Raw genomic sequence first — 21085 nt, forward strand, 5'->3', positions numbered from 1 at the left:
ATCGAATCGAAAAGGAGTGATCGGATATGAAAGAGATAACGCTGCGTTCAAGCTGGATGCTCTTCTCACAGCTATTGCAATACCCGGATGCAACATGGCAAGAAACGTCAGATGACATGTATGTTGACTGGTGCCATTTGATCCAGGAAGAGAACGAAGAAGTGAGAGATACTCTGCAAACCTTAGCTGGTGACTGTATTGCCTCCTTTGCGGGTATGGATGCAGAGGCAATTACATCCGCCTATGTTAAGACGTTTGATTTCAATAAGAAATCAAATTTGTATCTAACTTATGGACAACTGGGTGAAGATCGGGAACGTGGTCCTGCCTTGCTGCGTTTGAAGCAGCTCTATGAAGAAGAGGACATGATCATGGATACGGATGAATTACCTGATTTTCTGCCGCTGGTGCTTGAATATGTGGCTGTTGCAGAGATGGACAGAGGCATAGGGCTTTTAGTCTCTTTCCGTAAAGCACTCGAACAGTTGCAATCAGCACTAGATAAGCAAAATAGTCCTTATCGATATGTTATGGAAGCCATACTGTGGATACTGGATCATTCCGGTATCACGGAAGGGTTAATCGAAATATCAGCTCCGGCTGCATGCGGAAGCATGCCTTCTGCACAAGGCTGCGGTCCGATGTGGGCCGCTGCTGGATATGGACAAGTTAAGGAGGGAACCTCATGACTTGGGGGAGTCAATTTTTCTGGGTGATTTATCCCTATATCATACTCATCTTGTTTTTGGTGGGTCTTTATTATCGCTATCAAACAGATCAGTTTGGCTGGACAGCGAAATCGAGTGAACTCTTAGAGAAGAAGAAGCTGCGTCTTGGAAGTAATTTGTTCCACATTGGAATTATCCTTGTCTTCTTTGGTCATGTAGGTGGTATTCTTATCCCTAAATCTTGGCTTTCAGCACTCGGAGTTTCAGATCATGTGTATCATTTAATGGCACTTTCGATTGGGACTATTGCCGGAATCATGACGCTGATTGGTTGTATTATTCTTGTTGTTCGCCGTCTATCTGACGTTCGTATTCGGAGAACCAGCAGCTTTGGAGATATGTTATCCATCATCCTCCTTACTCTCATTGTCGTTGTTGGCATGAGTGCTACTCTCTTCAATATGGCAGGCAGCGGAGAGTTTGATTACCGGGAGACTATTGGTCCATGGCTTCGAGGGGTGCTCATCTTTAGACCGGATGCTGCACTCATGAGCGAGGTGCCTCTCATTTTCCAAATTCATGTAGTTCTAGGGCTATCGTTATTTGCGGTATTCCCTTTCACAAGACTTGTGCATATGCTCAGCATGCCTATCAAATATTTGAGACGCAGCTATGTAGTGTATCGCAAACGGGGTTAATAGGTTTTTTAAAAAATAGATATAGATATCATATGATTCGGATGTATTGAAAAAGGGCATGGTCCGCTTAGGCGGAATCCATGCCGCTTTTTTCTAAACAGGAGGTAGAGGAAGGAGGGATCGTGTGAATCAGGGTCGCTATAGCAGACAGGAGAATTTTCAGCCGATTGGTATACAGGGGCAGCAGCTTCTCTCTGATGCACATGTACTCATCATCGGTGCCGGTGCGCTTGGTTCAGGGAATGCGGAAATTCTTGCTCGATCGGGAGTAGGGACGATTTCGATCATTGATCGTGATGTGGTGGAAATGAGCAATCTGCAGCGTCAATCTTTATATGCAGAACAAGATGTAAGCGAGCAGCTTCCTAAAGCGATTGCAGCAGCGAATCGATTACAGCAGATTAACTCAGATATTCGGGTAAATCCGTATGTAATGGATTGTTCGGCACGGGACCTTCAGAACATTTTGGAGAATCACAACATCGATTTAATTCTGGATGCGACGGACCATTTTCCTATCCGCTATATGATGAATGATATATCCTACAAATATCAAATTCCTTGGATTTATGGAGCTTGCTCCGGTAGTTTTGGTGCGGTGTATAACTTTATCCCTGGAAAAACACCTTGTCTTCATTGCTTACTGAAGCGCATGCCTATCGGTTCTGCTTCTTGTGATATCGAGGGGATTATAGCCCCTGCTGTACAAAGAGTAGTTTCTACGCAATCTGCCGAAGCGCTCAAATGGCTGACCGGGAACAAAAGGTTGATGTCTGATCGTTTTATGGTATTTGATCTATGGACGAATATGTCACAGGCGATCCGGGTTCATCATGATGCAGGACATCACAACTGTCAAACCTGTGGAGCCGAGCCGACTTATCCTTACCTGAGATATGATACAGAGATCAAAACGGAGGTATTATGCGGCCGAACCTCTGTATGGGTCCGTTATCCGAGAGAAGAATTACTTGATCTCGAAGGGGTTGCTAAACGTGCAATGGGGAAAGATACTGGCGTAAGAGTGACTCCCCATCTTATTCAGATTGAAGAAGAGAATTTCAGGCTTGTTATTTTTCAAGATGGACGGGCACTCATTCATGGTACTTCGGATCCTGTAGAAGCTAAGAAACTGTATCAGCGATATGTGATGTGAATTTATGGTAAAGAAGGTGGTCCTTTATGAAAATATTATGTTTTGCGCATTTAAGTGAGCAATTAGGAACACATGAATTGAACTTAGATCTGGGTTCGATCACGGTTGCTGACTTTCGATTCGAGATGAAAAGACGTTACCCTGAGCTATTACTTGATCACGTGATGATTGCGGTTAACGAACAATTCGCAGATGAAGAGGATCAGATTGGTCCTAACGATACGGTAGCTTTGCTTCCGCCTGTTAGCGGCGGGTAAGGAGTAAGACGATGAATAAGGATAAACTAACCCATTTTAATGAACAGGGCCGGGCTCATATGGTTGATGTTACGGATAAAAAAGAAACGAAACGGATGGCTGTGGTGAGAAGCCAGATCCAAATGCAGCCGGAAACCTTAAAAAGAATTAAGGAAGGTTCCATGGAAAAAGGTGATGTCCTTGCTGTAGCCCAAATTGCCGGCATCATGGCAGCAAAAAAAACATCCGATATCATTCCCATGTGTCATCCCATCCCGCTGACAGGGATTGATATTACCTTTGAATTCGTAAGTGAAGAGGTCCTATCCTTTGAAGTGACAGTGAAGACAACCGGCGTAACGGGTGTAGAGATGGAAGCTTTAACAGCAGCACAAACCGTAGGATTAACGATATATGATATGTGTAAAGCGATCGATAAAGGGATGATTCTCGGACCTACTTATCTAGAGCGCAAGCAAGGTGGAAAAAGCGGTGACTACCATCGCCAAAACCCATGAAATATAAAGGAAAGAAAGGAGGCCGAAAGTGGACAGTTCATTATTCGTGATCACCGATCAACCGATCGAAACAGATGAAGTGATTAGCAAAGTAAAACGCAGGGAAGCAGGAGCAATTACTCTTTTTTTAGGTACAGTGCGGGAACTTACCTTTGGTAAACGCACCTTATTTCTAGAATATGAAGCTTATCCCTCTATGGCAGTTAAACAATTAGAACGTATTGGTGAGGAAGTACGCGAACGCTGGGCAGATACATGTGTAGCTATCACCCATCGTATAGGCAGGCTTGAAATTTCTGATGTTGCTGTTGCGATTGTGGTCTCTTCTCCCCACCGAAAAGCAGCTTATGAAGCGAATGAATATATTATTGAACGGATTAAACAGATTGTACCGATCTGGAAAAAAGAATACGGTGAAGATGGTTCGGAGTGGATTGGAGATCAATTAAACCAAGTCAGCTATCCAGAAGGCCGTCCTTTACTTCATGATCTACTCAAAGAAGATACGGAACATGCATAAGTAACATGGTTACAAACCACCCTATTTTATAAGAAAGGAGTTGATGAGCGGATGACAGTACCTCGCCTTATAGATTCGTTTGGCCGAAAACATGAATACTTACGAATATCAGTGACAGACCGCTGTAATTTACGCTGTGTTTACTGTATGCCGGAAGAAGGAATGGAATTTGAACCTTCGGATAAGATACTTACTTATGATGAAATCGCTGACGTCGTGCGGGTTGTTGCAGAAATGGGAATATCCAAAATCAGACTGACAGGAGGAGAACCCCTTGTCCGAAAAGAACTGGAGAAACTAGTGGGTATGATCTCTCATATTCCTGGGATTGAAGATATTGCTCTTACAACGAACGGAATTTTTCTAGGACCTCGTGCAGCGAAATTAAAAGAAGCGGGCCTGACACGGGTGAATATAAGTTTGGACTCCTTACGCCCAGATCGGTTTAAAATGATTACACGCGGAGGCAATGTTCAAAAGGTGCTGGACAGCATAGATACTTGTCTCAAAGTGGGACTGACTCCCATCAAGCTGAATGTACTCCTCATGAAGGGGGTTAATGATGATGAAATTGCTGATTTTATTTCCCTGACGAAAGATCGGGATATCCATGTGCGTTTCATCGAATATATGCCCATCGGACACAGTGACGAACAGTGGAAAAGTCTCTACCTGCCACTCAGCACAGTGAAAGAAGTATGTACCCAGCAGGAATGGGATTATGAAAGTGTAGACAATGTTAAGGGGAACGGACCCGCACAGAATTATCGACTAAAAGGTGCCGTCGGCAGTTTTGGCTTGATTCATCCGGTTAGTGAACATTTTTGTCAGTCTTGCAACCGTCTGCGTCTTACTGCTGATGGGTATATCAAGCCTTGTCTTGCATGGACTGAACAATTCCAAGTCCGAAAGGTAATCGGGGATGACGAAGCACTGCGGCAAATGTTTCTAGAGGCGATTGGTACGAAGCCCGAACATCATGAAATGTATAAGTTCCTGCAGGGTGGACAAGAAACAACTCATACACCTACTCACCGAAGAATGTCACAGATTGGTGGATAGGAGGGGGAAATATGAGGTTTTTTTCTAAGAAAGATATGAAATATGTTGTTCTTTTTTTCACATTTTTTTTGCTATTATTGGGGTGCGAGAATCAACAGGTTCAGAAGCAGACAGATGGTAAAGAAATAGAGATTACAGTATCTGCCGCAGCGAGTCTAACCGATGCTCTACAAGAAATTCAAGATAACTATAGAGCAGAAAATCCTGATGTTACGATCTATTTTAACTTCGGTGGATCGGGCGCATTGCAGCAGCAGATTGAGCGAGGGGCCCCAGTTGATCTGTTTATTTCTGCATCCAAATCTTATATAGAAGCTCTTGCTCAGGAGGGCATGATTGCAGAAGACGAGCAGACTACCTTGCTCACGAATGAACTTACGGTGATTACCACAGCGGATGATAAGACAACGATTCGAAATTTGAGCGATTTGCTGAGAACAGAAGTTAGCAGTATAGCCATTGGGATTCCTGAAACCGTACCCGCTGGTAAGTACGCGAAAGAAGCGCTTCAGCATGGAAACATATGGGGAGAGGTAGAGTCCAAGATGATTCAAGCGAAAGATGTGCGTCAGGTTCTGCAATATGTGGAGACGAAAAATGTAGAGGCAGGTTTTGTATACAAAACAGATGCGCTCTCTTCAGATAAAGTAAGAATCGCCTATACGGTGGATCCCTCATTCTATACTCCCATTGAATATCCTGTAGGTGTAATTCATTCTTCAGCAAATAAACAAGAGGTTATGGAATTCTACACTTATTTGCAATCGGAGGAAGCAATGTCTATTTTCAAAAAATATGGTTTCTCGGCTCCTGGTGAGTAGACATGGATATAGACTTTGTGCAGATATGGAGTCCGATACGCCTCTCCCTGCAGGTCGCTGCTATCTCCAGTGTTCTTAGTACCTGCGCTGGTATTTTTATCGCTTGGTGTATGTCTATTTCCAGATTCCCAGGGAAAGTGATCGCCGAGACGTTATTCATGCTCCCGCTGGTGTTGCCTCCGACCGTGATCGGTTTTTTGCTGCTTGTATTTCTCGGTAGAAACAGCTGGGTTGGACAGGTTATCGAAAGTATCTTCTCTACTTCGATTATTTTCTCCTGGGGAGCTGCAGTTATTGCTTCAATAGTCGTATCTTTTCCGCTGGTGTACCAGACGATGAAGAACGGGTTTGCTGCGATTGATACGAACCTTATGGATGCAGCGCGGTCTAGTGGTGCAAGTGAATGGCAGGTATTTCGTTATGTTACCTTACCTATAGCTCTTCCTTCGGTCATGACCGCTTATATTCTTAGTTTTGCACGCAGTCTTGGGGAGTTCGGTGCAACCCTTATGATAGCGGGAAATATCCCAGGTAAGACACAAACGGTTCCAACGGCGATTTTTGTTGCGGTGGAGTCTGGGAATATGACGATGGCCTGGCTGTGGACGATCTCGATCATTCTTATATCGTTTCTGCTTCTGCTTCTGACGAGAATGAAGAAAACGAGTTGAATAAACTACAGAAGAGAGGACCATACCGATGAAGCAGAATAAAATAGTGATTCCTCATGAACATGGGGGATGGGCCATGATTAGTGTTCCGTTCTTATTTGGCGTGATGGCAGGGACACCTCGCTTTAGCCATATTCTTTTATTTATAGCGTGGTTGTTCTTGTACTTAGCTTCGTATCCTTTATTACAGGCGATAAAAAGAAAAAAACAGCGGACACATTTATTAAAATATGCCGTCATTTATGGCGTAATTGCTATAGCAGCGCTCCTGTATCCTCTTATTGACAAACCTCAATTATTTTATTTCGGAATCCCATTCCTGATCTTATTAAGTGTGAACATATGGCATGTTAAGAAGAAAGCGGAACGAGCTATTTTGAATGATTTCTGTGCCATTGTGATCTTTTCCTTGGGAGGAGCTGCATCTTACTTGTATGCAGGCGGTTCCTGGGATGCAGAGATGCTGACCATTGTGCTCTATAACTTACTTTACTTCATGGGAACAGCGCTGTTCGTGAAAACGATATTTCGAGAAAGAGGCAATTCAGCTTGGGAGAAAGCAGCTAAAATCTATCATATATTGATTCTGTTCATTCCATTTATATTAGGTCAACCTTGGATGGTCTTACCTTATATTTTCCCGCTGGTGCGTGCGTTTCTGTACGCTGGGAAATCCATGAAGCCCATGAAAGCAGGAATTCTGGAGGTGATTGGAGCATTACAATTTATTATCATCTCGTGGTTCGTGTATTGAAGAGGACATCCATTATCATCGAGAAAAAGAGTATAAGTGTAGCAATTGCAATAATTAGACGAGAAATAGACCGATCCAGCGTGATGGCGGTCTATTTTTTATACGATCATAACGGGCTTTTGAGATGATAATGTTAAAAAATAGAGCAACTATCGACCTAAACTGCTCCATGCTACCTGTTGTAACGTTTTTTCGTTAGCGTAATGAGAGAACCTTATTTTTTCTCTAGTAGGACCCACATAACCTCAGGTTCATCTCCTACTAGGGTTATCATCCGCTCCTCATTAACCTTAGATGTTTTCCTTTATCCAAGAACGCAACTTATCAACATAGAAAGATCGTTCATCTGGATCTGACTGAGGACCCGTTGACAGATAAAGTTGATCATTAACATATCTAGGGGCATGGAGATGAAGTCCTTAAAAGCAGGGGCCAACATTAGTTGTGCTTTTTTTAGCTGTTGACTTTAAAAATCCATGCTGATAATATTAGTTTCACAGTCTAACAGTTAGATTGTGAAACTAATATTATGAAGGAGGGTTTAAATGAAAATGGATGAAAAGCAATTTGAAAACTACGTCGATACGTTTGTTCAGAGAACTCAATCAATATCAATTAATATGCAATCTATACAAAAGGAATTTTTTAAAGCGAGCAGTATTACCCCTGACCAGTTTAATTTAATGAATGTCATTAATACTACTGAGCATTGCACATCGAGTTTTTTAGCTAAAGCGCTTAATGTCAAAAAAAGCTCTATCACTGCTATAGTGAATCGCTTAACTGATAAAGGCTTAATTAAACGTGAGTTTAATGAGAAAGATAAACGAGAGGTTTTCCTTGAATTAACAGAAGAAGGACAGAACAAATTATCTGAAGAAAAGGAGAAAATATTAGAAATATTAAAACCTTTAAGAAATAACCTCACTGTTGAAGAAATAGAGAAATTAAACCTGTATTTATCTATGATTGATACGCAATTGAATCTAGTTAAGAAGGATATAATTAAACATGAAATTTAATATAAGATTATACGGCGTTATTGTTGGTTTACTATTCATCTTGTTGTCTTGGGCACAGACATTTTTTATCAATTATCTAATCCCATTAGGATTAGTAGCAATTGTTTTGTCTATAACCAATATTATAGTAGTTAAGAAGCGCTTAAATGAAAAGCTTTATCGTGGCTTGCTAGGCATTTCTGTTTTGTTCATAGCTATAGAATCCTCTGGATGATCTTTAATAAGATTGGATTATTTGCAGTTGCACAAGTTTCATTTATATTAACAGGATTTACACTAATTGTTTATGCCTTAGGGATCTATACGAAAATGAATCGAAATTTCAAATCGATAGTGTTGAGAATTGGTATATGGATTTCTCTAATCGTTTTAATTTCGGTTACTGCATTTTTATTAATTTTTGTAATTTCTCCAAAACCAGTTACTTTATATTTGCAAAGTACTAATGGGGCAGAAAATACTTACAATGTACAGCCATCAACAACCAAAATTATTGATGGTAAATATCAGTTGACTAGTAATATTCAATACGGAGAAAAATATCCACGAAGTAATTTAAATATCATTACACCAAATGGTCAATTTGACGAAAAGCGTCCAACATATTTTTATGTTCATGGTGGCGGCTTTATAATGGGAGACTCAATGCAAGGAGATCCTAACGCAGAATCGGCCAATAATGCTACGTTATACCATTATGAAAAAATGATTGATCAAGGTTATAACGTAGTAACAATAAACTACGCATTGGCTCCTCAATATGTACACCCAACACCTGTCATACAATTAACTGAAGCTGTGCAATTCATGCAAAAAAATGGAGATAAATTCGGTATTAATATGGATGACGTAGTCTTTGCCGGTGGTAGTTCTGGAGGATATATAGTTACAGAATTTACAACAATCCAAGCAAACCCTAAGTTTGCAAAAGAAGTGGGAATTGATCCCATTATTGAACTAAAGAATATTAAAGCTTTAGTATTAGAATCATCCCCGTTTGATGCGAATCGCGGCCATAGAACGGTAAAAGAAAGTGTATTTACTGACTATGTCTTCGGTCAAAGTTTGGCTGCGTATATCAATGAGCCGGTGATCAGCAGTGATAAAGAAAAATTAGAGCTTCTAAATTTAATTCCAAAAGCGACGAGTAATTTTCCTCCAACCTTTATTAGTGACGGGAACACTGGTACATTTGCAGACCAGGCGGAGGATTATTATCACCAATTAAAAGAACTTGGGGTTAAAACCGACTTGTACATTCCTGATATAAATGAAGGTGAAGAAGGTCATGGTTTTATGGTGCAAAATATTGAGAGTATAGCAGCGCAAACTTACCTTGAAAGAAAATTTGATTTTCTAGATAGTTTAGATTGATCTTTGAACAGAAAGTGAAACTATAGAAACACTTCTTTAACTGGAGTCGATGTATTTTAATCACTCTTGTTAGAGAAGTGTTTTTTCGACTTTTTCTGAGTGCATTGGAAAGAAGCTTTAAATATTGATACTTGAAAATTTTAGATCATTAGTAATTATTGTGGGGTGACAAAACTTTTGCTATTTTCGATTCAGTTTCTTTGACTCTTCATTTGGATTGCACTGGTTATTCATGTAGAAGTGCAAAACGATCCACCAAAGATTTTACCTAAATTCCATAATGCTCACTTTGGTGATTCCTAGCAGTTTGAGAAACCAGATCCAGATGCAGGACTGAAACTCCTTATTCACTCCATTTATGATGAACCTCACTATCGATGGTATTAAACTATTCTGCCAGCTACAGAAAAAGCAACCGGTCTGTTGATCGGTTGCTTACTTGTTCTTTTGAACTATCGTTTTTCCGTTAGCGTAACAATAAATTTAGATTATAGCATTGAATCCGCTATTTTTTGGATTTCCTGATCATCAAGTGGCCTTCCTGTAAAATCAGTAATTATATACTGTATTCCTGAGTGAACAAAAGTTAAGCTTTTATAATCTCTAGTTAACAAAATAGCTGGAACTTCTCCTTTTAAGAATAATTTCTTTGCATAGGAAGCTCCATCATAATGCTTAATACGATCAAATTTTTTATTCTCTTTACTAATGCTTAATAATATTTGATCTCCTGCCTCAAATCCATAATATCGGACTTCTATTTGTTCTTTACTGATATCTTTTGTTTCAGTTTTTTTTATATTGTAAGGAAGAAACGTAGGAAGAGTTATTTTTAACCCACTCCGATTTTCATATGACTTGATAACTTTCTCTTCAGTTTGATCAATGTTCACCCATTCGTTATGTCCTGATACGTTTATCATCACCATTAATACGAGTACTATGTAGTTAAACAATCTTGTTCCTCCTTAATAAAAGATCCATGTTTTTATTAAGGTTACCTGAGCAAAACTTATTATTCATCGAGATAAAGTTTCGTACATTTCGTCACGCTATCCTACTCTGCTGGTTTGTAAATAAAAGAGAGCAGTTGCCAAGTGGTAAGCTGCTCCCTGCTGTGTTCATCTAACGTTTATTCTGTTAGCTCAATGAAGAACTCGGAATATAAATACTAAATTACTATTTACTTTCTAACAGCTATCCCGTATTTTTCTGGATGATTGATGTACTCTTCATAATTAAGTGATCCTTTAAACTCAAATAACTTAGATGTATTGTTGTATTCAAACACCAGTAGTTGTCCACGAATGCCAGAATGCGTTCCGTCATCTTTCACACCAATAATGTTTGAGGAAATTTGGATGAATTCGTTATTACTGCTTACAGTTACATTGGATGGTGGAATAATTGTTGGTTCAACCTTTTGGTTAGGTTTAAAGGCAATGATCAACAAGCTTAACAGTATTCCAGTTAATATTATCTTCGTGTAGTTTTCATTCATAATATCCTCCTAAGACGCTTTTTTAAATAGCATATGTTTATATTCACCAAGTACCATAAAACCCTTTGTGAGGAATATTTATGTGTCTGTTTAATCAACTTTCCTGCCGGTTTACATAACTAAAAGGAGCAACTGCCAACTGGCAAGCTGCTCCTCCATACATTGGGGATGATATTCCTATAAGCTTAAAGAAAAGCAACCGGTTTATTGATCAGTTGCTTACTTTTTCTTCTTGAACCATATTTTCGCTAACAATATTGAATCTAATAGTCTCTCATAAATCACAACACGTCATCTAAAGAGAAGGTTACGATCAAATTTCTGAATCGAGATCTTTATTTATCCTCTATTAGCTCATCAAATTTTTCAACGAAATTTGATATCTTAGAATCTAATTCTTGATCTGCTTCACCGTTCATATAATAATAGACTATCAAATTACCATTATTCACAAGAAAAGTTTTATACTTAGGATCTTTGAAAGATTTTTCTTGTTCCTCTGCTTCTTCTGTATCTTTAAGAAAATATATAGCAAAATTCGCATCTTTATTTAAAAAATAATGATAATAATTTTCCTCCATATTATCCCCGAATGTTACTTCGATTCCTTCATTACTTAACATGTCTCCAACTTTTTTAGGAGATATCTTGTCTCCACAAGCAGTTAATAACAAAGTTAAACAGAAACATATTGCTAAAGACCATAACTTTTTCATTAGTTACTCCTTATTTCTCTTATTTTTTAATGTGTAAATGATATTGTAAATCTGCAGATGAACCTAATGCAGATGATACTTTAAAATAATAGGTTCCTGGACTTAGATATACATCGTTCCGTTCATCATAACCATCAGCACTATCTGCAAGTCTCGCGACTTGTGTTCCAGAACTGTTAAATATAGTAACATTATAGTTATAACTACCTTTAGGATTATTTAATATTACCTTATGATAGCCACCTGTTGTAGCTTGAAATTTCCAGTAGTCAGGATCTTGAGTTGAGGTAATTGTTCCTCCTCCCCATTCATTAACTAATATGTCATCTGGAGAAACAGCCATTGAGTTATTGTCTTCCCATTCATATCTGTACCTTTGATTATCTGGAGCCGTAAATTCCGGGTCAAAAGGAACAAGAATTGCACTAGAATTACCATTCACACAATATTTCCCACACCCGTAGTTAGTTCCTTCTTGTGCAGTTATTTTATACATACTCTTTGTACTATCAGTATTATCCAATTTAACTGTCGAATAATACCACTTACCTGATACAAATTCATTAGGATCGTATGATCCTACAGAAACATCTGGTTCACTTTTACTACCTGCAACACCCCAGCTGTTTAAAATTTGTGTATCTAAATATGGATCCGGAAAATTAGATTCAAAAGCTGATCCCGCTGCATCCCTAGCAAAGGCTTTATTTTCGTAATCATAAAAAACTGCTGAATGCTCATAAGTATCAAATGTAGAATCATAGAAACCTACTGTAGCACTCCTAAAATAAATTTGTTGATGACTAAATCTTTCATAACTTGAAGTAACATATATACTAGAGTCTCCTTTCCAAGGAACCCAATCTTCAGCTGGAGCAGCATTTACATTAGAAACACCTATAAAAATCATCATTGTCGCAAGAACTATCGATATGAATTTTTTAAACATTAATTTTGTACCTCCGACGTAACCGTGTTAATTGGTTTCCAATTTTCATTATCTCCAGTTACTTTTTCTACTAATCTAACTTCTTCCTGTGACTTTAATTTTAAAAGATTTTCACCAGTTCCCTTTACTTTTAAGCCATATATTTTTAGTCCGTCATTGTTAAGTTCATTCAATCTCTCTTTAAATACATGAATAAGTTCTTTTTTTGCTTCCACAGAACGTTGTTCCTCTTGTGCTTTTTCTGCATTGGGATTTTGTTCTAATATAAGTGATCTTTCTTTTAGAGAAACTTCTTCCTCATAATTTTCAATTTGATTTACAAGCATAGTTTTGAGATCATCTTCATATTTAACCACTGCATCTTCAATTGTTTGGTCCTCTTCTAAAATAAATCCACCGCTGATTACTTCGTCTTCATACGTGTATGCATGATACATTGCTTCGATTTCTATTCCCGTTTCAGTTGAAATCGCTTTAGCAATTTCAACTTCATGCTGTCCATCTAAGGAGATTAATGCCTCTATTTCTTGATTCGTGTTCTCTTCTAGTATTTTCAGCTCTTTCTCTGAAGTATTAATTCTATCACTAATTGTGAATTCATCTGAATTAAGAGCTGGATTCTCTGCCTTTAAAGTTGGTGTATTAAATACGATTCCAATTGCCATTAGAGTAGTAAAAAATAGACCTCCTATAATCAGTTTATTTTTTTTGTTTTTCATACGTCCTCCTGAGTTGTATTGTTTATTTTCAATTGGAAACTATATACTAATATTATCAGAAAATACAGGAAAAATATAACAATTAATATTCTCTATGCTAGATAGAACTAAGAAAGTTATCATCTTAATAGTCGATAATATAAGAGGCACTTTAAGTGTAGAAAGTATCACACTGTAATACTTTCTACATACATTTTAGAGAGGTTAATGATGCTAGCATTAAAATATACAGAGTTCCCAGATACATATATTGAATTCTCAAATAGAGGAATATAACCCTCTTCCAACAGAAATAGATTGCGATAACTATAAATTTTAGAAATGAAAAAAATCAGATACAAAACTTAAATAGCTTCAATTTCATTTAGTTTTTGTTCAAGATTATTTATATCTTCATTTTTCTTGGCTACAAGTTTTAAAAAGTTATTCCGAAGTCTCAGCATTAATTAAACTAATCTGTTCGTTAGCTAAAAGAAAAAGCAACCGGTCTTTTGAGCGGCTGCTTACTTGTTCTTATTGAGCTATCGTTTTACAGTTAGCTTAATGAGTTATCTCTAATAAAATCAATCATTCGGCAATGTCCAACCCCCTTAATTAATTTCAGGTGGTCCCTCCAGAAGCAAATTGATATAACCCAATTGAAATTAAAAACAGTACGAGAAAGATAATTCCGATTAGTACTACTATCTTGAATGTTCCAGAAGATTGCGATTTATGTTTGAGTTGACTTTCGACACTTATCAATCGATCTTTAATTTCTTGAATTTCTTTTTCGTGTTCCATTATTTCTCCCCTTCACTTAGGTTCATACTTTTTTTAATTAAGTGATTTTTCTTAGAATTACTGCTGTACAGACAGATACAACACTAGCTAAGTTTTTTCGTTAGCGTAAACATCAAATTATATCGATAAAGATGGATAAAGATGAAATGATTTGTTGCTGTAAATTATTACTTAAACCCTCTCAAATCGGAGTACAATGTTTTCAAGATTATCCTTGCTAGCCTTTACCTGAATACCTTGGGACTGTATAACCGTATGGGTTGGAGATAATGATTTTATAGCAAATATATCATCGATTTTTAACATCACACTTTTATAGATTTATTACTCATGGATTTGCATAGCTACCGCTTTAAGGTAATCAACTGTCACATCAGGATCAACAGTTGCAATTACATAGAGATGATCGTTTGATACTATATATACGACTTTTGGTTGGTCATCTATAATTACTGCTTTGTATCCATTAATTTCCTCTACACTGATTTTAGCGGCATCATAATATTCCGAATTTTTAAAATATTCTACTGTTGATTCTTGAGTTCCCTGTATATCATTTTGAAAAATTTGGATCTCAGATCCACTTTTCAGCTTATAATCAACTCTAGTTTGAATTTCATCACCAAAATCAGTTGCCAAAGCGTTCAAATCAATAATTGGGTTTTCACTAATTTCTGTGACTGCAGCTTTAGACTTGCTAGAAAGAGGCTTGCCTACTAAATCCAAAGGAATATGATTTCCTGCTTGATAAACCTCTAATAAAGGAGTAGTTGTATACGAGTAGTCAGTTGATACATCAGCAGTTTGTTCCACTTTATATGAAGCTGTTATTGTTTCATCACTGGCGTATACATTCAAGGTATATGCTCCTCCAAGAAGTAATGTAGCAGCAAGACTACAGGAAAGTATTTTTTTCTTCATTTTTATCCATCCCCTATATACTTATATATTTTTTCCTTGCTCTTTAAATATTACTAGAGAAGTATATCACGTCATCGTTATACTCATCAGTCATAATTTACCAATATTAATATTATTTCTATAATGACTCTTTAGTAATAGGGAATAATATTAACAAACATGCATACATCCACAAAACATCTATACTACACAGCTACCACACATTTATTGAACTATACTGCCCGTTAACTTAACGAAAGGCAATTGTAATTTTTACTGTTTCCTATCAATAAATATCCAAGTGTAATATATCAACCAAAATACAATAGGAACCAGCAACACATAATGTCTCTGATTTGCTGGAAAAAAGTAAAGTAAAAATAGCCCGATTATAAACATTGGTGGCATTAGAATAAAGAACTTCTTCTTATCCAGGTGCATCCCCTCTATTTCGTTTTTTTTTGTTTAATTCTAACAAAAAAACCACCCTATAACATAATTGACTTGCTGGTTAGCCGAACAGACTACCAAAGATCGACGGCTTGTTGTCATGGTGCTATCGTTTCTCGTTTGCTTGAATCAACTTTCTAAACATATCAGCTTTGGTTCATAAAGTATTCTACCTTTGATGCATGATCTCTCTATGTGCCGTTTCGAAATTTCATGTGAGAAAAGAAGGGGATAAGTGCAATAATATGGAACAACTACATAGCCATTAACATTACTGATGAACATATAAATGAGGTTAGAAAATGAATAAGGATAGAAATTGGACCGTTTTATTTATTGGTGGGGCATCGGGAAGTGGTAAATCAAGTATTGCTTATGAGATTGCTAGATTTTACGGGGTGAATGTCTTGGAAGTAGATGATGTTCATCTATCTGTAAAAACAGTTACAACAAAGGAGCATTTTCCTGTAATTCATTATTGGGATTCTGTTAAAGATGGGAAAAATGTTGGAGTTGACGGGACGGTAGACTGGCTGATTGATGTCAGCAAAGAGATGGCTCCAGTATTAAGAGAGCTTGCAAACAGGCATATTGAAGATAAATTACCTATCATTATTGAAGGCGATTTTATCCATCCCGCATTTACATTATCTTTCGATAACCCACAGGTGAAATCAATATCTGTACATGAATCAGATAAAAATCAAATCGTGCAGAATTATTTAGCAAGAGAAGGTGGCGAATTACAACATGACAGAGCTGAAGTAAGTATTTCATATGGAAATTGGATAGCAGATACCTGTAAGAGAAATGAAATTAAACTAATTGAATCAAAACCTTGGAACGCTGCTTTGAGCAGAGCTATAAATTGCTTATTGTAAACCTATGAGGAGCTAATGCAGCCCATTGAAATATCCTGCTGATATGACTTAATGAGGTATCATTACTTGTATATCATGTGACATGGGTTCCTTAGTTCGGACACTTCATACGTATTTTTAATACGCTGTACTAAGGGAAAAAGGGGGGTGTGATTGATAATTTAAATGAGATCATGGCGACAAGAGGTTTTTGTCAAAAGCAGAATTCAAGAATAAATAACAATATTACTTTATACTCAAAATAACTTCATCTAACAACAAACTTATACATCAAATATGATGTGGAGAGGGAGTGTCTTCCGTGGAAATGAAAGATGAGAAAGGAAATGTACTAGGAATACTAGACATCGACTCGCTTAACAGGGACAACGTGATGGAGGCCATTATTAAGGAATTAAAGCCTGGTATGGGTAAGGGAATTTATATTGCAGATACGGGTGAAAAAAAGATTAGTCAACAAACGAATTATAAAGCAGTAGAATGGACAGCAGGTCTTACTGCTTTAAGAGAAAAGGCCTCTCCGTGGGAACTCTCATTCCCTGTGGATGCGGAACTTGAGAATATTCAGGTGTACTATGGATTTGATAATTTAACGAACCAAGAAATAGATGAGATGATAGAGGAAAGCAGAAGTACGGGAAAGCACGTAGTGCTGCGAGATCTGAGGCCAAATCATACGTTAGTCGGTTTAAGCGTCACATATAACAAGGGAGGACGAGATTTTGAGTTCCGTATATTTGGAACTACCAAAAGCCGAATTCGATTATCCGATCTAGAGGACTATACATATGAAAATATACAGATACGAGGGAATGCAGCCGTGTATATTGGAGATGGTGATAAGCAACAATTAATCTGGATTGAGATGGACTCTCATGACAAGGCACTTCAATATGAGATAATAACAAAAGATAGTGACCGGGATTGGGTTATATCGATTGCTGAGAATTTGTTATAAAAAAACCCCTTTGTGCGCTGCACTTCAGGCCGGATGGACCGTGCCGAAGTGAATCACAAAGGGGTTATCTTTTTGTTATTTTTTCGATTTTGCCGAATTCATAAACCAGTAGGCCATTCCTACAAAAACGGAGCCGCCAACGATATTCCCAAGAGTAACAGGAATCATATTATGCAGCCATCCTGCAAGTGTAATCGTTTCTGGGTGCCCAGGCAGCATAAGAGCAATGGTCATGAGTGACATATTGGCTACACTATGCTCGAATCCTGCCGCAATAAATGCGTACAGCATCCACCAGATGAGAATAAGTTTCGCTGTATCTTCTTTCGTTCTCATCGATGTCCATATAGCCAAGCATACGAGCCAGTTACATAAAATGCCGCGGAAAAACAATTGGTCGATAGGCATGGTCATTTTTCCTGCAGCGGCTGTAAAGAGCAGGTGATCTGGCGGGATTTTCCCAAACACACCAGATCCATAGATCAGAAGGCAGAGTACGACAGCACCAAGCAAGTTGCCGAAGAAGACGATTGCCCAATTCTTAAATGTAAAAGCCCAAGAGGTTTGCTTCGATAAACTGCTTACCGTGAAGAGCATATTATTACCCGTAAATAATTCGGAACCCGCAAAGATGACAAGTGTGAGTGCAATGCCGAAGGACATCCCCATGACGAGCTGAACGGCTGGAGAGCCTGCGGCTTTGAATGAACCGCCTACTGTAAAAATGAGCATAATACCAATTCCGACATAAGCCCCTGCAAGCATGGCAGCAATGAAGTAACGCAACAAACTTGTTTGCATAAGCTTTTTTTTCGCTTCTACTGACTGATTAACTAGTTCGATCGTTGATTGGAACATCGTCTTCCCCTGCCTTATCTATGGTTACGAATAACGATTTAGTTAATAGTGTCTAATTAACCTAATATTACCTCATTGTAACATATATTTTATTTTCTTCTACAAGAACGGGGAAGGTGCGAACTTGACCTTCGTCCGGTGCTTGAACGCATCCATCCCGCATATCAATTTTCCAATCATACAAAGGGTCATACACATAGTGTCCAGAGACAATCCCTTCGTTCAAAGGTCCGCCTTTAGGATGAGGACTGCGATCCTCCAGTGCATAGATTTGTTCAGCAGTTTTAAATATAGCAAGACTTTGCCCCTCAATTACAACCGTTCTTCCTACACGTTCTAAAAATTCATCTGTTGTTCCGATATAAACTGACTTTTCGGTGATCGTGTTAGACATCTATGAACACTCCTTTTTTGCATAGTATACTTAAGATTTCGTTACGACTACTTTTTCAAATAAAGTTTCTTTCAGTTTTGGATCTTTCAGCACTTTTTGCCATGGATCTTCCGTACGGCTTAGTGCGATATCCATTCGCTTCGCAAGCTGTTTCCGTTGTTCAACATCTGCTACCGTATTACGTTGAATAAGATCTAGTCCCACACGTTCTACCCAGTCCGAAGTACGTTCTAAATATTTAGCTGTTTCTCTGTAGAACTGAAGTACAGCAGCACTGATTTCAATTAGTTCTTCATCTGTTTTTACTTTGCATAGCAGGTCAGCAAGTCTTGCTTTAATACCGCCGTTACCGCCTACATAAATTTCCCAACCGCCGTCATTACCGACAATACCAATATCTTTTGTACAAGATTCTGCACAGTTACGAGGGCATCCGTTTACTGCAAATTTAACTTTCGCAGGGAAGTCAACACGTTCAAATTTACGTTCAATCAGTTCACCGATATGGAGGGAATCCTGTGTACCAAAACGGCAATAAGCGGATCCGACACAAGTTTTAACGGTACGCAGAGATTTCGCATAAGCATAACCAGATGGCATATTTAGCTCTTCCCACACTTTAGGCAGATCTTCTTTTTTCACGCCCATCATACCGATCCGTTGACCGCCTGTCATTTTCACAAGAGGCAGATTATATTTAATCGATACATCGGCAATTTTTTTCAAATCCTGAGGTGTTGTCATACCGCCATACATCCGAGGAACAACAGTATAGGTTCCGTCTTTTTGAATATTCGCGTTCATACGCTCATTAACAAAGCGAGAAGCTGGCTCATCTTGATAAGTGGTTGGCCACAGCATACCGAGATAGTAGTTCAGAGCAGGGCGGCACTTCGAGCATCCTTCTGGTTGACTCCATCCGAGAGCTTTCGTTACTTCTGCAACGGTATGAAGGTTCTGCTGTTTAATTGCCTCCACAACCTCATCTCTCGACATGGTTGTACAGCCGCAGATGCCTTCTTTAACTTCTGCATCAAAACCATTTCCGAGGACAAGCTGCATTACTTGTTCTACCAGCGGTTTACATCCGCCGCAAGAGCGGGATGCGCCTGTTTTCATTTTCACTTGATCGAGCGTAGTAAGTCCGTCAATAGTAACAGCATCGACAATCATTTTTTTCGTTACGCCATTACATCCGCAGACGATATCGTCGTCCGTTAATTCAGCAGCTACGTTTACTTTCGCTCCGCCGCCGCAGCATCCGCCTGTACCTGTTAGTTCTGCATATAATTCTTCGGTCATGAGTTCGCCTTTTTTAACGAAACGTTCAAGACGGGAAGAGTCATCAATGTCCCCAAATAGAACAGCACCAACGATGACGTTGTCCTGCATTACAATCTTCTTATACGTACCTTTCCATCCGTCATGCATGGTAATGGTTGTATGTTGTTTTTCTTCCATAAAAGTACCAGTTGAGAATACATCAACGCCCGAAATTTTAAGTTTTGTCGAGCAGATCGATCCTTCGTATGGTTTCGTCTCTACACCTGCAAGGGTTTTCGCAAGTACCGCACCTTGCTCGAATAATGGTGCAACAAGGCCATAGCATGTACCGCGGTGTTCCGTACATTCTCCGACTGCGAATACATCAGGTACGGAAGTTTGCATGTAATCATCAACAACAATACCGCGGTTGACTTCGATTCCACTATTGCTTGCAAGTTCCGTATTTGGTCGAATACCAACAGACATAACGACTAACTCTGCTTCGAGCTCCGTACCATCTGTAAAAGTAAGTCCAGTAACGCGGGTATCCCCTTTTAAAGCAGTGGTTTGTTTACCTAATGCGAATTTAATACCTTGGCTTTCCAGTTCTTTTTCAAGCATTTTAGCTGCAGTTACATCTAGTTGACGTTCCATTAGATAATCAGGCAGATGAACAACCGTTACATCCATACCCAGCTGAACAAGTCCTTTTGCTGCTTCCAGGCCTAACAGTCCTCCGCCGATGACAGCTGCTTTTTTATACTTCGCTGCTGCTTCAATCATCGTCTCACAGTCTTCAATATCGCGGAAGCCAATGACCCCTTCGAGATCCGAACCCGGAATAGGGAGAATAAATGGGTTTGAACCTGTTGCGATAATAAGTCGATCATAGTCAACTTCTGATCCATCATCCATTTGAACTGTTTTTTGTTCTGTATTAATTTTTGTACCGCGTTTACCTGTAATCAGGTGGATACCGGCTGATTCATACCAAGCACGGTCATTAATTACAATATCATCAATCGTCTTGCTTCCCTCTAATACATAAGAAAGCATGATACGATTATAGTTAGGGTGGGGCTCAGCACCAATTACTGTAATGCTGTACTGATCTGTAAGTTTAAGGAGCTGTTCAATTGTATTCATACCAGCCATTCCGTTACCAACAACAACAAGCTTTTGTTTTTGAGTCATAGTTAGTTCCTCCTCG

Annotated in this window: 23 protein-coding genes; 14 read left to right on the plus strand and 9 right to left on the minus strand. The window is 38.6% G+C overall.

The window, feature by feature from the left end; translation table 11 throughout:
- Positions 1-26: 26 nt before the first annotated feature.
- The 12 genes from narJ (at position 27) to QPK24_RS06230 (ending at position 9500) form a co-directional block, all read left to right on the plus strand.
- Positions 27-689 carry a nitrate reductase molybdenum cofactor assembly chaperone gene (gene narJ / locus QPK24_RS06175; protein ID WP_285747079.1) on the plus strand — a complete coding sequence of 221 codons (663 nt, stop codon included), beginning with the start codon at positions 27-29 and terminating at the stop codon, positions 687-689.
- Positions 686-1366 (plus strand): respiratory nitrate reductase subunit gamma, encoded by a 681-nt coding sequence (narI, locus tag QPK24_RS06180; protein ID WP_285747081.1) that lies wholly within the window; start codon positions 686-688, stop codon positions 1364-1366. The genes narJ and narI overlap by 4 nt, the downstream gene beginning before the upstream one ends.
- Before the next feature lie 124 nt (positions 1367-1490).
- Positions 1491-2522, plus strand: a complete 1032-nt coding sequence (locus QPK24_RS06185) for a ThiF family adenylyltransferase (RefSeq protein ID WP_285747083.1) — start codon at positions 1491-1493, stop codon at positions 2520-2522.
- Between the two features lie 26 nt (positions 2523-2548).
- Positions 2549-2779, plus strand: a complete 231-nt coding sequence (locus tag QPK24_RS06190; protein WP_285747085.1) for a MoaD/ThiS family protein — start codon at positions 2549-2551, stop codon at positions 2777-2779.
- An 11-nt stretch (positions 2780-2790) separates the two neighbouring features.
- Positions 2791-3276, plus strand: coding sequence for a cyclic pyranopterin monophosphate synthase MoaC (gene moaC / locus QPK24_RS06195; protein WP_285747087.1), 486 nt, complete (start codon positions 2791-2793; stop codon positions 3274-3276).
- A 28-nt stretch (positions 3277-3304) separates the two neighbouring features.
- On the plus strand, positions 3305-3796 hold the full coding sequence (locus QPK24_RS06200) for a molybdenum cofactor biosynthesis protein MoaE (protein ID WP_285747089.1): 492 nt from the start codon (positions 3305-3307) through the stop codon (positions 3794-3796).
- 51 nt (positions 3797-3847) lie between these two features.
- Positions 3848-4858 carry a GTP 3',8-cyclase MoaA gene (gene moaA / locus QPK24_RS06205; RefSeq protein WP_285747091.1) on the plus strand — a complete coding sequence of 337 codons (1011 nt, stop codon included), beginning with the start codon at positions 3848-3850 and terminating at the stop codon, positions 4856-4858.
- Between the two features lie 11 nt (positions 4859-4869).
- Positions 4870-5679: a molybdate ABC transporter substrate-binding protein gene (gene modA, locus QPK24_RS06210; protein WP_285747093.1), complete on the plus strand. Its 810-nt coding sequence runs from the start codon at positions 4870-4872 to the stop codon at positions 5677-5679.
- A 2-nt stretch (positions 5680-5681) separates the two neighbouring features.
- Positions 5682-6350: a molybdate ABC transporter permease subunit gene (modB, locus tag QPK24_RS06215; protein ID WP_285747095.1), complete on the plus strand. Its 669-nt coding sequence runs from the start codon at positions 5682-5684 to the stop codon at positions 6348-6350.
- 28 nt (positions 6351-6378) lie between these two features.
- A complete protein-coding gene (locus QPK24_RS06220; protein ID WP_285747097.1) occupies positions 6379-7104 on the plus strand; it encodes a YwiC-like family protein in 726 nt (241 codons plus the stop codon).
- 545 nt (positions 7105-7649) lie between these two features.
- Complete coding sequence (locus QPK24_RS06225; protein WP_285747099.1) at positions 7650-8126, plus strand: MarR family winged helix-turn-helix transcriptional regulator; 477 nt, start codon at positions 7650-7652, stop codon at positions 8124-8126.
- 210 nt (positions 8127-8336) lie between these two features.
- Positions 8337-9500 carry an alpha/beta hydrolase gene (locus tag QPK24_RS06230; protein WP_285747102.1) on the plus strand — a complete coding sequence of 388 codons (1164 nt, stop codon included), beginning with the start codon at positions 8337-8339 and terminating at the stop codon, positions 9498-9500.
- Positions 9501-9988: 488 nt separating this feature from the next.
- Here the strand turns inward: QPK24_RS06230 and QPK24_RS06235 are convergent, their stop codons facing one another.
- From QPK24_RS06235 to QPK24_RS06260, 6 genes are all read right to left on the minus strand, one after another.
- Positions 9989-10456: a DUF4367 domain-containing protein gene (locus tag QPK24_RS06235; RefSeq protein ID WP_160037248.1), complete on the minus strand. Its 468-nt coding sequence runs from the start codon at positions 10454-10456 to the stop codon at positions 9989-9991.
- Positions 10457-10683: 227 nt separating this feature from the next.
- On the minus strand, positions 10684-11001 hold the full coding sequence (locus tag QPK24_RS06240) for a hypothetical protein (RefSeq protein WP_160037214.1): 318 nt from the start codon (positions 10999-11001) through the stop codon (positions 10684-10686).
- Between the two features lie 335 nt (positions 11002-11336).
- Positions 11337-11717, minus strand: coding sequence for a hypothetical protein (locus QPK24_RS06245; protein ID WP_160037213.1), 381 nt, complete (start codon positions 11715-11717; stop codon positions 11337-11339).
- Between the two features lie 19 nt (positions 11718-11736).
- Complete coding sequence (locus QPK24_RS06250; protein WP_160037212.1) at positions 11737-12666, minus strand: hypothetical protein; 930 nt, start codon at positions 12664-12666, stop codon at positions 11737-11739.
- On the minus strand, positions 12666-13385 hold the full coding sequence (locus tag QPK24_RS06255) for an anti sigma factor C-terminal domain-containing protein (protein ID WP_160037211.1): 720 nt from the start codon (positions 13383-13385) through the stop codon (positions 12666-12668). The genes QPK24_RS06250 and QPK24_RS06255 overlap by 1 nt, the downstream gene beginning before the upstream one ends.
- 1107 nt (positions 13386-14492) lie before the next feature.
- The gene (locus tag QPK24_RS06260; protein ID WP_285747107.1) at positions 14493-15089 is read right to left on the minus strand and encodes a hypothetical protein; all 597 of its coding nucleotides are present in this window, start codon (positions 15087-15089) and stop codon (positions 14493-14495) included.
- A gap of 731 nt (positions 15090-15820) precedes the next feature.
- Between QPK24_RS06260 and QPK24_RS06265 the strand changes: the two genes are divergently transcribed.
- Together QPK24_RS06265 and QPK24_RS06270 are read left to right on the plus strand one after the other, a co-directional pair.
- Entirely contained in the window at positions 15821-16399 is a 579-nt protein-coding gene (locus QPK24_RS06265) for a hypothetical protein (protein ID WP_285747109.1), read from the plus strand.
- 307 nt (positions 16400-16706) lie between these two features.
- Positions 16707-17357 carry a DUF4367 domain-containing protein gene (locus QPK24_RS06270; protein WP_285749138.1) on the plus strand — a complete coding sequence of 217 codons (651 nt, stop codon included), beginning with the start codon at positions 16707-16709 and terminating at the stop codon, positions 17355-17357.
- 75 nt (positions 17358-17432) lie between these two features.
- On the opposite strand, the gene QPK24_RS06275 is transcribed toward QPK24_RS06270, so the two are convergent.
- The 3 genes from QPK24_RS06275 to nirB all read right to left on the minus strand — a co-directional run bounded on the left by QPK24_RS06275 (position 17433) and on the right by nirB (position 21069).
- Complete coding sequence (locus QPK24_RS06275; RefSeq protein ID WP_285747111.1) at positions 17433-18215, minus strand: formate/nitrite transporter family protein; 783 nt, start codon at positions 18213-18215, stop codon at positions 17433-17435.
- Between the two features lie 67 nt (positions 18216-18282).
- A complete protein-coding gene (gene nirD / locus QPK24_RS06280) occupies positions 18283-18609 on the minus strand; it encodes a nitrite reductase small subunit NirD (protein ID WP_285747113.1) in 327 nt (108 codons plus the stop codon).
- A 30-nt stretch (positions 18610-18639) separates the two neighbouring features.
- Entirely contained in the window at positions 18640-21069 is a 2430-nt protein-coding gene (nirB, locus tag QPK24_RS06285) for a nitrite reductase large subunit NirB (RefSeq protein ID WP_285747115.1), read from the minus strand.
- Positions 21070-21085 lie beyond the last annotated feature (16 nt).

Source organism: Paenibacillus polygoni, from assembly GCF_030263935.1.
Classification (GTDB): domain Bacteria; phylum Bacillota; class Bacilli; order Paenibacillales; family Paenibacillaceae; genus Paenibacillus; species Paenibacillus polygoni.

Coding starts and splice junctions, on each gene's coding strand:
- narJ (WP_285747079.1), top strand. CDS start 27: ATGAAAGAGATAACGCTGCGTTCAAGCTGGATGCTCTTCTCACAGCTA.
- narI (WP_285747081.1), top strand. CDS start 686: ATGACTTGGGGGAGTCAATTTTTCTGGGTGATTTATCCCTATATCATA.
- QPK24_RS06190 (WP_285747085.1), top strand. CDS start 2,549: ATGAAAATATTATGTTTTGCGCATTTAAGTGAGCAATTAGGAACACAT.
- moaC (WP_285747087.1), top strand. CDS start 2,791: ATGAATAAGGATAAACTAACCCATTTTAATGAACAGGGCCGGGCTCAT.
- moaA (WP_285747091.1), top strand. CDS start 3,848: ATGACAGTACCTCGCCTTATAGATTCGTTTGGCCGAAAACATGAATAC.
- modA (WP_285747093.1), top strand. CDS start 4,870: ATGAGGTTTTTTTCTAAGAAAGATATGAAATATGTTGTTCTTTTTTTC.
- modB (WP_285747095.1), top strand. CDS start 5,682: ATGGATATAGACTTTGTGCAGATATGGAGTCCGATACGCCTCTCCCTG.
- QPK24_RS06220 (WP_285747097.1), top strand. CDS start 6,379: ATGAAGCAGAATAAAATAGTGATTCCTCATGAACATGGGGGATGGGCC.
- QPK24_RS06225 (WP_285747099.1), top strand. CDS start 7,650: ATGAAAATGGATGAAAAGCAATTTGAAAACTACGTCGATACGTTTGTT.
- QPK24_RS06230 (WP_285747102.1), top strand. CDS start 8,337: ATGATCTTTAATAAGATTGGATTATTTGCAGTTGCACAAGTTTCATTT.
- QPK24_RS06240 (WP_160037214.1), bottom strand. CDS start 11,001: ATGAATGAAAACTACACGAAGATAATATTAACTGGAATACTGTTAAGC.
- QPK24_RS06245 (WP_160037213.1), bottom strand. CDS start 11,717: ATGAAAAAGTTATGGTCTTTAGCAATATGTTTCTGTTTAACTTTGTTA.
- QPK24_RS06250 (WP_160037212.1), bottom strand. CDS start 12,666: ATGTTTAAAAAATTCATATCGATAGTTCTTGCGACAATGATGATTTTT.
- QPK24_RS06255 (WP_160037211.1), bottom strand. CDS start 13,385: ATGAAAAACAAAAAAAATAAACTGATTATAGGAGGTCTATTTTTTACT.
- QPK24_RS06260 (WP_285747107.1), bottom strand. CDS start 15,089: ATGAAGAAAAAAATACTTTCCTGTAGTCTTGCTGCTACATTACTTCTT.
- QPK24_RS06265 (WP_285747109.1), top strand. CDS start 15,821: ATGAATAAGGATAGAAATTGGACCGTTTTATTTATTGGTGGGGCATCG.
- QPK24_RS06270 (WP_285749138.1), top strand. CDS start 16,707: ATGAAAGATGAGAAAGGAAATGTACTAGGAATACTAGACATCGACTCG.
- QPK24_RS06275 (WP_285747111.1), bottom strand. CDS start 18,215: ATGTTCCAATCAACGATCGAACTAGTTAATCAGTCAGTAGAAGCGAAA.
- nirD (WP_285747113.1), bottom strand. CDS start 18,609: ATGTCTAACACGATCACCGAAAAGTCAGTTTATATCGGAACAACAGAT.
- nirB (WP_285747115.1), bottom strand. CDS start 21,069: ATGACTCAAAAACAAAAGCTTGTTGTTGTTGGTAACGGAATGGCTGGT.